This window comes from Cupriavidus sp. 05T313, from assembly GCF_056396665.1.
This window is the reverse complement of the sequence record NZ_JBFTLX010000234.1, coordinates 1-11,556: the sequence shown is the minus strand read 5'-3', so window position 1 is coordinate 11,556 and position 11,556 is coordinate 1. Positions and strand designations below refer to the sequence as shown.

Annotated in this window: 10 protein-coding genes; 1 reads left to right on the top strand and 9 read right to left on the bottom strand. The window is 62.1% G+C overall.

Annotated features, from left to right (window positions below; all coding sequences use genetic code 11):
- The coding region (locus tag AC1DKD_RS33200) for an IS4 family transposase (protein WP_477144204.1) at positions 1-126 on the top strand (126 nt) is incomplete at its 5' end.
- A 153-nt stretch (positions 127-279) separates the two neighbouring features.
- Here AC1DKD_RS33200 and AC1DKD_RS33195 read toward each other — a convergent pair.
- The 9 genes from AC1DKD_RS33195 to AC1DKD_RS33155 form a co-directional block, all read right to left on the bottom strand.
- Positions 280-810: a DUF3304 domain-containing protein gene (locus AC1DKD_RS33195; RefSeq protein WP_441631776.1), complete on the bottom strand. Its 531-nt coding sequence runs from the start codon at positions 808-810 to the stop codon at positions 280-282.
- Positions 811-959: 149 nt separating this feature from the next.
- The gene (gene tssM, locus AC1DKD_RS33190; RefSeq protein WP_441631778.1) at positions 960-4,814 is read right to left on the bottom strand and encodes a type VI secretion system membrane subunit TssM; all 3,855 of its coding nucleotides are present in this window, start codon (positions 4,812-4,814) and stop codon (positions 960-962) included.
- A 13-nt stretch (positions 4,815-4,827) separates the two neighbouring features.
- Positions 4,828-6,177, bottom strand: a complete 1,350-nt coding sequence (tssL, locus tag AC1DKD_RS33185; protein ID WP_477111909.1) for a type VI secretion system protein TssL, long form — start codon at positions 6,175-6,177, stop codon at positions 4,828-4,830.
- A 53-nt stretch (positions 6,178-6,230) separates the two neighbouring features.
- Entirely contained in the window at positions 6,231-7,571 is a 1,341-nt protein-coding gene (gene tssK, locus AC1DKD_RS33180; protein ID WP_441631782.1) for a type VI secretion system baseplate subunit TssK, read from the bottom strand.
- 4 nt (positions 7,572-7,575) lie between these two features.
- Positions 7,576-8,115 carry a type VI secretion system lipoprotein TssJ gene (gene tssJ / locus AC1DKD_RS33175; RefSeq protein WP_441631784.1) on the bottom strand — a complete coding sequence of 180 codons (540 nt, stop codon included), beginning with the start codon at positions 8,113-8,115 and terminating at the stop codon, positions 7,576-7,578.
- Between the two features lie 3 nt (positions 8,116-8,118).
- The gene (locus AC1DKD_RS33170; protein ID WP_441631850.1) at positions 8,119-8,400 is read right to left on the bottom strand and encodes a PAAR domain-containing protein; all 282 of its coding nucleotides are present in this window, start codon (positions 8,398-8,400) and stop codon (positions 8,119-8,121) included.
- A 222-nt stretch (positions 8,401-8,622) separates the two neighbouring features.
- Positions 8,623-10,161, bottom strand: coding sequence for a T6SS phospholipase effector Tle1-like catalytic domain-containing protein (locus AC1DKD_RS33165; RefSeq protein ID WP_441631786.1), 1,539 nt, complete (start codon positions 10,159-10,161; stop codon positions 8,623-8,625).
- 134 nt (positions 10,162-10,295) lie between these two features.
- The gene (locus AC1DKD_RS33160; RefSeq protein WP_477111910.1) at positions 10,296-10,751 is read right to left on the bottom strand and encodes a DUF3304 domain-containing protein; all 456 of its coding nucleotides are present in this window, start codon (positions 10,749-10,751) and stop codon (positions 10,296-10,298) included.
- Between the two features lie 151 nt (positions 10,752-10,902).
- Positions 10,903-11,355 carry a DUF3304 domain-containing protein gene (locus AC1DKD_RS33155; RefSeq protein WP_441631790.1) on the bottom strand — a complete coding sequence of 151 codons (453 nt, stop codon included), beginning with the start codon at positions 11,353-11,355 and terminating at the stop codon, positions 10,903-10,905.
- Between the last annotated feature and the right edge of the window lie 201 nt (positions 11,356-11,556).

The window sequence follows — 11,556 nt, the reverse complement described above, 5'->3', positions numbered from 1 at the left end:
TCACTGGGTGGTTTCCTGGGCCGCAAGAGTGATGGCGAGCCCGGCGCCAAAACGATCTGGATCGGCATGCAGCGAACCATGGATGCTGCGTTCATGATCCTGGCGCTACGGGCTGAGGACTCATGACTTCTGTATAAGGAGATGCGCCAAGCGAGGCATAGACAAACTTGTCGGAGCGGTCAGTCGAGATGCCGCTGCCACCGGCGCAGCCGGCCAGAAACAGGGACAGGAGAATGGCCTTGCCGAGGGCAATGCGCCGCGGTGCTGCGATATCGCATTTCATTGTTGGGGCTCCTTCGACTTGTTCGGATTAACCGGATAGGGAATGGGGTGGTTGAGGCTATGTGAGTCGTAGCGCGCCGATATGACCACGCGGACCACGTCGTCCTGGAAGATATGGGCATAGATGGTGCCGGCCTCGGTGTAGGGCTCGACCTCGGCCACCTTGGTCTTGACGACATCGGTCCTTCCCTCGGGCGCGTTCCAGCTCACCTTGACCTGCATGCCGGGACGGTAGACCCGCGGCACGCCCACGCAACACGTTCCCGACGTACTGCCGTAGGCATCCATATTGCCGCCCCATTGCCCATCGATGGAGAACGAATGGATGTACTTGGCGGTGTGATTGACCCCGCCCAGCGAGGCATAGACGAACTTGTCGGAGCGGTCAGTCGAGATGCCGCTGCCGCCAGCGCAGCCGGCCAGCAGCCAGGCCAGAAGGGCCGCCACCCGGCCTACGTTGCATCGGGTCGTCGCCTGCAGGGTGCGGCCCCACTGGACCAGATCATTCTGCCCGGTCTTCTGTCGCATCTCTTCTCCTGACGCGGGAGGGCATGTGTTGCCTGAGTGGGATCGTCCGGGGCGCGCCGCCGCGACGCCGCTACYGGACCCGGCAGCGCACTACGGCTAACAAAGCCCGCCCGTGCGGGCCGCTTTGCCGTAGACCTGCGGCACCGTGATCAGCCTGACCTCCCGGGGCATTGGAAGCCTTGCAGCAGGCCGGTGGTCCATGGATTGGCGAGACTCCCGGTGTTGATGTCGAGCTTGGCCTTGCGGCCGTCGAAGTCATACTCCGCCAGGAAGTGGCTGGCGGTGGCAGAGCCAGCAAGCTTGCCCTTGGCGATGACACGCATCAGTGCCCATGGGCCGTTGGCGGTCAACGCGGAGGTATCCGGGCGAATTCGCGGACTGGCGATGATTTCGGCCGCCTGCCCGCCGCGCGGGCCAGGCCAGGTCACCTTGAGCGGAATCACCGGGCCGTGCACGTAGCGCTGGCTCTGGCCATCGAAATCCATGTTGAGCTCGACGATCTGCGGATCGAGCTCAACCACCTTCAGATCCACCTTCCACGCCATTTTTCTGGCTCCCGGTTCACGGAAGAACACCTCGCGGATCTCCTTGGCGCGCTGGAACGGGACCAGGCTCGGGCCGGCGACCGGCGGCACGTCCGGCGCGGTCAGCCTGTAGCGCCAAGGCGAGATGGTGGTGTCCACGTGCGGGGCCAGCACCTTCTGGAAGAAGTCGTCCAGCACGCCACCGTTGGCGAAGACGCGGGCGAAGTCCTCCGGGTCCACGTCCTGCACCGAGGTTGGCGTGAACGGATACTTGCCGTCGATGGCGCTGCGGCAGGTTTCGCCGATGACCGCGTCCATCTGGGCGATCAGGATGTCGCCCACGCCCTTGTTGACGTCCCGGGTGCCCTGCACCACCAGGTCCGCCAGCACCGCCTTGAACGGCGCCGGCAGCTTGGCGGCTTCCATGCGCAGTTGGTCCCCGGCATCCGCCGGGGGTGGCAGGTTGCGGGTGTTCAGCGCGTTGTTGGCCACCACCAGGCTGGTGTAATAGGCATTGACCATCCCGGCGATGGCATCCAGCTGCGGCTTGCCGCCGGCGGCTTGCGCGCCTGGGGCCGCCGTGTCCGCCTGGCCGGTGACCACCTCGCGCAGCGCGGCGAAGCGGTTGTCGACCACCTCGCGTTCCTGGCGGGTTTCGGCACGGGCAGTCAGGGCGTTGACCTTGTCGGTCGTCTTGTCCAGCATGGACAGCGCCTTCTCGGCGAGAGACTTTTCCTCGGGATCGAGCGGGCGGCTGAGCGTGGTTTCCTGCACCGCCACCCGGCCCAACCGGGCCAGCGGCGAGTCCGGCGCGGCGAAGTTGCGCAGGATTTCCAGGTCGAAGGCCAGGTTGTTGCCTGTGACCGTACGGATATCGCCAAGGAATGTCTCCCAGTGCTGGGCATACTCGTTCAGGTACAGGCGACGGATCTCGCGCGTCAGCGGATCGCTACCGGTCAGCTTGCCCGCGGCGCTCTCAAGCGTTTTTTTTTGAGCGCCGGGCCCTGTCCCCCGCCCCATCACCCACGCATCGATGGCCTGGGCCTTGCCGACGAACTCTGGCAGCCGTGCATTGAACACGTCATGGTAGCCGGCGTAGGTGAAGATCCCGGGGATGCCCCGCTCCAGCGGCTCACCGCTCGCGCGGGTAAAGACCGTGCCCGCCTGGGGCCCCACCGCGCGCACCAGCGTGAAATCCTGCGGCGCCTCCTCCATCATGGCCGCCTTGGCCCGGTCGTACAGGCGTTCGATAGAGGTATCGCCGTCCAGAAAATCGCGCGCCGAACGGATCAGGGCCTCGTTCTTCGCGTAGGGCGACTGCACCGCCCGGGTGCCGTCCAGCAGGCTGTCCAGGTGCTCGATCACCGCTACCCGGCCACCGAAGGCATCCGCCGCGTTGCCCGTCGCCCAGTCGCTTTGCACCCAGCTGCGCACGTCGGATGCATGGAACTTGTCCTTGTCGTGCAGCATCAGGTAGACACGCAACGTATCGTAGGTCTGCCTGGCGTCGCGCTGGCTGACGGCGGTGGACAGCACGGACTCGACCCGGCGTACCAGGTATGGCACCAGCAGGTTGTCCTCCAGTGTGGTATGGGTCTGCGTGGCCGCGCCCAGCAGGGGCGGCACACTATAGAGTCCGTAGTGCCAGTCCGTCGATGGGTCGGCGAGATTCAGCCCGGCGTGCGCGGGCAGGTCGCGGGCGGCCGCCAGCACCTCGGGCATCCCGTCCGGCTGTGCCTTCTTGTAGTACGCGGTCAGCGTGGCGGCCAGCGCCGAGGCTTTCTCCCCCTCCGCGGCCACGTAGTTCGCGTTGTGGCCGAAGCTCTTGTACAGGGCGCCAACCAGCCACAGCAAGATCACCAGCGTCAGCGCATGGCCGAGCAGGGCCAGCATGCGGAAGTGAAACTCCCAGCGCAGGTTCGGCTTGACCAGATTCGCCTCGGGCACGAGGATGCGCTTGACTACCTCCTGGAGAAAATAGCTTCGATTGCCGATCGCCTTGGTCTTGTCCACGGCGATGCCGTCGCCAATGCCCGGATGTCCACCCAGAACGCGAAAGCCGCCCTCCCCTCGCTCCAGCCTGCGATGGACGCCGCTATAGTCACCGACCACCGCGTGCTCCGACTGCGTCGCACTGGTGAAATACACCCCACGCAGCATATGGCGCCGCTCGGTATCATCGAAGCGCGAATCCAGGAAGATCTGCTCCATCATCTCCACAAGCGGTTGCGTCAGGCTCGTAAACTCTGAGCGCAACGTCAACAAGCGTTGGCGCCGGACCGCGTCAAATTCATCACACATCCGATTGTTGATCTCATCCCGCAGGTGCCCGGCCAAGCGTTCCATCTCGTCACGGCAGCGCTCCAGGAGGTCAACCGCAGGCTCGCCACGCTTACGCTTCTTGTCCCCGTAGGGGAGCGTGAAGCCCCAGGGCTGCGCACGCCCCTCGCTTGACAAATCCTGGAAATATTCAGCAAAGCCCGCCAACTGATCGAGCTTGGTAATGAGCACATAAACCGGGAACTGGATGCCAAGATCTCGCCGCAGCTCCATCAGCCGGGCGCGCAGCAAGGCTGACTGTGCCACCAGTTCGTCGGGCGAGCGCGTAAGCAGGTCGGTAATGCTGATGGTGAGCAGCACGCCATTGATGGGAGCCCGCGTACGGTACTTGCGCAACAGGCCCAGGAAACCCTGCCACTCGGCCGAATCGGTTGTGGGACTCACCCCATGCGTGGCATACCGGCCGGCCGTGTCAATCAGGACCGCATCGTTGGTGAACCACCAATCGGCATGAACGGTAGCCTTGTGCGCACGTGCGGCCGCGCTCATCTGCTCCGCAATGGGAAATTGCAGACCGGCATTGAGCAACGCCGTCGTCTTTCCCGCGCCTGGCGAACCGAGCACCATGTACCACGGCAGTTCGTACAGGAAGCGCTTGCCCTCGAGCAAGCCGCGAAGCCCCCCCAAGCCGCGCATCCCCTTCAGTTTCTGCACCGCGCTCTGCATGGCCCGATCGACGATAGCAATATCCTTCTTTGCTACCACCTCCTTGGGCTCTCCGCCAATCCTCAGCACCCGCTGGAGAAACAGGTTGTCAGTGCGGGCACGCCTGATCAGCAAATACAGCGCGTAGGCGGCGAACAGGAAAACGATGACCGATATCAGCACGATGCGCACCGATGCCGGCGCCAGCGGCTTCCCGGCGCCAACGGCCAGCAGCGGCCCCGCATGCCAGATCAACAGGCATAGCGCGGCGGCGCCGACGGCGGAAATCGGCAGGCCAACCAGCCAGAACAGTAGCAGYGTCATCAGCARCACAATGATCACGACGCGCATGCCAACACCGGCCAACGGCTGCATGCCGTTGAAGCCGAGGAGCGGACCGATGAACCAGATGGCCGCCGCTACGACCAGGACCGCCAGGAGCGCGAATGCCTGTCGGGAAAACAACACCGCGCCAATACGTTTCAGAAATTCCATCCCTTGACCTCGGTTACTGCGTAACGACGATTTCAACCCGGCGATTCTTCGCCCGGTCGGCTGGCGTCTTGTTGCCGGTGAGCGGCTCGGTATCGCCCTTGCCGATCGCTTCGAGGCGCCCTTTGGCTACCCCCTTGCTCGCCAGATACTCCGTCACCGTGGCGGCGCGCTCCTCCGACAGTGCCTGGTTCGATGGATACTTTGGTGTCCTGATGGGTACGTTGTCGCTGTGGCCGATCACGGTCACCTTTCCGGTCACCTTGTTGATCTCCGCGGCTACCTTGTCCAGCAGCGGCAGGACCTTGCTACTGACCTCGGCCCGTCCGCCGCCGAACATGTCGTCGCCGCGGAAGGTGACGGCACTGCGCGTTGCATCCTCCTTCACGCTGACAACCCCGCGCGCAATTTCCTCCTTGAGCAGTTCAGCCAGGCGCAGCGCCCTCGGCGGCTCCGGCGGCGCGATCTTGCCGATGGCGAGGATCTGCTGTTCGACTTCGTGCGTACGGACCAGCAGTTGGTACTTGAACCAGGCGAATAGCCCAAACAACACCAGCGCCGACACGGAAACCGTCACCCACACGGGCAACGATCGCAACGGCCTCAGCCGGCCCGCGGGCTCGCCACGCCAGTGCGGGGAAAGCTCCCGCGGTACCTCCCCCCGCTTGCTGGAGATGAGACTGAACAACCGCTTCCGAATGGCATCCAGTTGCTGGTGCCCATCGGTCTGGCTGACATATCGGCCGATAAACCCCAGCGACAGGATCTGGTAGAACATCTCGATCAGGTCCAGATGCTCATCGGGGCTGGCCAGCAACCGGCCAAGCAGCAGGAAGCACTTGTTTCCGCCTTCGGTATCCTGATGCAAGCTGACCAGCAAGCTGTGTTGCGGCCAGCCGTCTCCCCCCCATGCTTTGTTGTGCGCGGCCTCGTCCAGGGCTGTGCAAAGCAGGTAGTGCGCACCCACGACGTGTTCACGCCGGATGTTGGCGCGCTCGCAAAGTTGCTGAAATCCCTGCAGCTCTTCCACCAGGAGGAGGCGCAGCGCCAGGGCAGCACTCATGTCAGGCGTCGCCTCGCCAGACTTCGCCTCGTCGGGCTTCGGTTCGTCAGGCGTCGCTTTGTCAGGCTTCTGCGCTTGCGTCACCGGCAGCTTGTCCGGCATTCCGGCCAGCGCCAGCATGAGCGGCTGCGCAGCTTCCAGCAGGGGATTCGGCGCCTTCCCGACGCGCGCGAGTTTTTGCTCAAGGGTCTCTGGCGCTCGCCATTCCCACGGCCTGCGCGGCGGGGAGGCCGGCTCGGCCGCGGCCGGCCCGGGGCCGGCCGGGCGCTTTTCCTCGGCCGGCGGTTGCTGGCCGTCCTGCACAGCAGGCTGGATCTTGCTATCCGGCGCCAGGGATGCCGGATCGATTGGCTTGTTCATCGTACCCCCCAAAGTTCAAGCCGCAGCCCGGGAAAGTGGCCCGCGACGTGCATGGCAAGACCGCCGAAATTGGCCACCTGCTCCCACAGCGGATGGCTCTGCGTCAACTCGAAATAGATGTGGCCGGCATTGAACGGGATCTGACGCGGTGGCACAGGCAAGCCCTGCAGGGGAATCCCTGGCAGGTGCGAACGGATCAGCTCCGGCACCCGCTCGGCTGGGCCCACCTTGACCTGTGCCGGAAACTGTTGCTGCAGCGCATCGGCGGGCATCTGAGCGAAGACGGCAAGGACAAACGTCGAGAAGCGCTGAATCTCCGCAGGCTCCAGCACGGCAAGCCGGAAGCCGTGCGGCTGGTCGAGCAACTCGATACGCCGCGCCCCACGTTCCAGCACGACGTTGAGCAAGTAGCGCAGGTCATCGACCAACGGCTTGATGCAGGTATGCGGCTCCCCGTGCTGATACGGATCGTACTTTCGCGGACGCCGCGTGTCGGTTCGCACAAAGGTCGAGAGCTCACCTGCCAACGCGCAAAGGTGCAGATAGAGCGTTTCCGGCGACGCCGCCTTGGCGTCCAGCAAATGCGTCAGTACCGGCTCATAGCGATTGAGCAGCTGCAAGATGAGGTATTCCGATATCTCCGCGGCATCCCCGCCTCGGGTGCTCCCCGCGGTGAGATTCTCGGCCATCGAATTGGCGCGCAGGTGCAGCAAGCCGTGGATTTCCGTCAGCCACGTCATCAACTGGCCGCTGGCCGGGTACACGTTGACGGGCGGTATCAAGCCAGGGTCCAGCTTGGCACTGCCATCGGCTCGAATCTCCGTGACCCTCGCCAATGGCAACCCGATCCACGACTTCGTCAGTTCCTTCCCTGGAAGCAACCGAAGCCTGAGGTCCGAAAGCTGGACCAGCTTGGGACCCTGTGCAATCGAGTTCGCGTCCAGCAGATCCTCCTCGAATGCCCGGTATCGCGCTAGCGAGTCCGTAGCCTCGCCGAAGCTCGTCTCCTCCGCATTCGGTGTGCGAATCGGCACGGCCAGGTAGATGACCTGGTTCAGGTGCTCATGGAGCAGCGCCAGCGGCGCGGGGAGCATGGTGTGCGCGGGTGCATCAAAGGGCGTGCCATCCTGAAACACACCCGCCGCTCCGGACACCACCAGTTTGCCTAGCGCGAGCGCTTCCGCATCGATCCCATATTCATGGAAGCCCCAGAAAAACGGGCTCAGGGCAGCAGCGCGCTTGTGAGCGTAGTGCTCAAGATAGCGCTCCTGCTGTTGAAATAGCTGCGGGCGCAGGAAGAGCCCTTCGCTCCAGACGACTTTGTTGTACCAGCTCATGAAATCAGTCAGGTTTAGTAATTGTGATGGTCTGCTGGTCCAATGCGACTTGCAGCTTGATCTTGCGCGCCGGAACGACGGCTCGGTACCAGGCAATCTCCGGTGCCGGCGGCAACTTGAAGATGGAGCGCCAGGTGGCCTGGCCAAGGTCCCGGTAGCCGACCAGAAAGCCGATTGCCTTGGTGTCCGGATTCAGCTTGCGCTCGATATCGCGCGATTCTCCCGGGCGGAGAATGAATTCATCCCGCACCAGCAGATCCTGCGTCAGCAGCGTCTTGTCTGACTTATCCAGGGAGAAATAATCGGCGCTCTCGAAGGCGATCTCGGTCTTGAGTTCATAAACGCGCACCAGCACAGGAGACGCCCGCCCCTTGTCGTCGGGATTGACCGTCGACTTCGCCTCGATGGCAAGATCGAGCTTCATCTGCTCGTTTTGGGCCGGAGCGCTCGCGCACCCCGAAAGCAGCGCGAGTGCAAGCCCACCTGACGCCAATAGCGCGCGCCGGTATCCGCTAACCAACGGCCGCTCCATGATTTGCGCCATGCCTTACCCTCCGACCACGCCCGGCAGGCTGCCGATCAGTTGGCAACCGCATTCCGTGCGATGACCGTCCAGCGCCGCGGGCCATCCGCCGATCAGGAATTTTTCGTCACCTTCCACAATCTTGTTGATGCCGTGAGGCCGACCGTCCGGATACCGCTGCGGGCAATCCACCAGATCCCCCTTGCGGGCGACCGGCCGTCCCCGCAAGAGATGTTTCTCCGAACCGGAGATCACCTTGCCACCGTGTGTCGTCGTGTCTCCGACGGTAATGAGTTTTTTTCCCATCATGCTTTCCAAAGTAAGAGAATTCCAAGTCGCCGAAAGGCATCCACAAACACGCAGAGTCCTTGAATGAACGCCCGACTGTGGATCTGCAGGATGTGCATCAAGTCGCATCCGGGGAACCGGGCGGCAGATACGCACTGCGCGCCCGCCATAGAACAAAGATGTCGTTCGCCCCTTCGCACTGAGCGACTTCTACGATCCCAGGCAAACTCCGAAGCACAGTTACCCGTTTTTGTCGAAGATCTTTCGGAATTTCATTAGGCCCATGCCATTGACCGCGTGTTCGTTGACGCCCATATCAATGAAGCCCGCCATCGAATCGTGGACATAGAGGTCGAACAAGCGCTCCACCGGGGGCGACAGCCGGTTGATGTCGATGTGGTCGACGATCTTGTAGAGATGCTGCATCTTGATATCGCTCGGCTTGCCGAACATGGCGGAGTGATATGTTTTGGCCGTCTTAGGGTCGTACAGAGGATCATTCGGCGGAACGCGGTGCATCAACTCGGCTAGCCGAATCAACACAGTCATTGATGTCTTATCGAGATGGCTCTTGTGCTCAGGCGACGCCGACTGGTACCAGGGCCGGTCCTGGTAGGTGGCGCGGTACTTGAAGCGGTAGCTGAAATACAGTCCCATGTGCCTCGCATGCACTTCCTCCACCGGCCCGCTCCCCATCGCGCTGGCTTGCAGGTAGTTGTTGAAGTCCGAGATAACGTGGGCTGCCGGAGTCAAGTCAGCACGATCGTTGGCCTGAAGTTCCTCCCAGTGCATGAGCGGCACGCCCGCCTTTAAGGCCTCCTGGTACATATTTGCACCAGGAATCGTGCTCATGAAACTGTCCGTAGCGCGCGAGATACCGAGTGCGCCAGGGGCATACCCGCCCCCAACATCGGAATGGGCGCCCGGATACATGACCTCCTTAGCGTTGGGCGGGTATGTTTCACGCACACGTACTGAATCCAACGGAAAGCAGGCGCGCACCTCGTGCCCGGCAACGTAGTGCACGCATTGCTCGATCGCAGGATGGATCTCCATCGTGTCGTCGGCCCACCCCTGATGGCCCTCCACAATGCCATTGGCAGACAAGTCCGCAAGCCCTACCGAGGCTACCGTGTCAAAGATGCCGAGAAAATGCAGGCGGATCGGAATGCCAGCAAATAGCCAGCCACCTTGCTGCTGTTCACAGACGTCAAACAGCCAATTTGCAAACGTGCGCGCCTGGGCCGCGCCACGCGAGAAGCCAAAGACCGATAGGTTGATCTGCTCAATCCGTGGCTTCTTGCCCCGAAGAGCTAGCTGGAGCTTCTCCTGCAAAAAGCGGAGTTCATTACGCCGCTGCCATCCGGGGCTGAAGATGCTTGATAGCTTGTCAACAATAGACTTCGCCTTGTCATCCGGGATCAAGACATCCTTGGTCACATAGTCGTATGGGGAATTCAACAGCTTGATGAATCCCCATAGGATGCGAGCCTCGCCGCCAGCGGCGGCTGCACTACCGAGCGTGCCGCCGGTATCGCCGACCTCTGCGAAGGGTGTCCCAACACCTGGAACGTAATGGGCATAGATGCCACTATCGGCGTCGTCCTTATGAGCATGGAAGAGCCGCACAACGTTGCTGTGCTTGCGGTTCTCTTGGGAAAACGACACCGGCAGCTTGGGCCGTACTCCAGACTTTATGGCTTTGACCTGCTCATCGGCGGGGACTCCCTCGTAGTCTTCCATACGGTTGTTGCCGGTACCGTCAAAGAAGATGCTCACGTTGACTTGTCCCGTGCAGGCGGGTGCACTGTCCTTAGGTAAAGTGCAAGCAAGCGCTGCTGCGCGCTGCATCGCCTCGCGCGGTGACAATGATCGAAGGCCACCTGTCGGAAAGAGATCTGGTGAGCTCGTTGTCATCGCTGCCCCCCTTTCCCGCGAGGCAAGGGATAGGGATAGTCCGGATGACCTGGCCTCTTCGTGGTCACCAGCACTTTGACCTCATCGCCTGGGAAAAAATGCACGGCAAAGCGGCCCATATCTTCAGGCATGTAAGGAGGCACCTCCACGATTCGATTCTTCCAAGGAATCGGGTTCGCATTCCGGTCTTCCGTCCACTTCACCGTGACCGTCATGCCCGGCTGCCATTCCCCCGGTACCGAAATGCAACAGACAAACTTGCCGCCGCCGCTGTGCGGATAGATATTCGGGCCGGGATAGCCATTGACGCTATATGCTGCAACATACTGATCCGTGTAGTTGTAGCCCACCAGGTCCATCGCGGTGGCAGGGCGACTGACAGCGCAGGCCGCGCCAAGCATCGCCATGGACACAGCAAGGGGGCGGAGAACAGACTGCATTCGGGTTCCCATCGACACGCTCCTATTTCGGGTTGATCTTGTTTGACTCTGGCATCTGAGGGATGCGCCCCGCCCCGTATCACCTTGAGCAGTCCAGTACTGGCGGTGGCTTTTCTTTTCGGCAGTGAGCAAGCCAGCGGGGACGAGTTCCAGGGATTTTCGATCATTTGTCTTTCCCTTCTCGCGGCGACGGATAGGGATAATCGGGGTGCCCGGGCCTTATGGTCGTAACCAGTACCTTCACCTCATCGTTTGGGAAGAAGTGCACCGCGAAGCGGCCCATGTCCTCAGGCTTGTAGGGGGGCACCTCCACCACGCGCGTTCGCCAAGAGATCGGGCTGGCGTTACGGTCTTCCGTCCACTTCACAGTGACCGTCATGCCCGGCTGCCATTCCCTTGGCACGAAAATGCAGCAAACAAAGCTGCCACCACCCGCATGCCGGAGAATATCGCCGCCGGGGTACCCGTTCACGACGTACATGGCCACATACTGGTTCGTGTGGTTGTATCCCACCAGGTCCATCGCGGTAGCAGGGCTGCTGACAGCGCAGGCTGTGCCCAGCATTGCCAGGGACACAGCAAGGCGGCAGAGAACAGACTGCATCCGGGTTCCCATAGATACGCTCCAATTTCGGGTTGAGCTTGACTCTGGCATCTTAGGGAGCACCCTGCCCCACATCACCTTGGTCGGGAAGAGTTCCGCGGATTGCGTAGTCATCGCCCGACACCTTCGTCAGGGTATGGATAGGGATAGTCAGGATGGCCAACAATCTTCGTTGTGACCAATACCTTTACCTCATCGTTGGGGAAGAAGAAG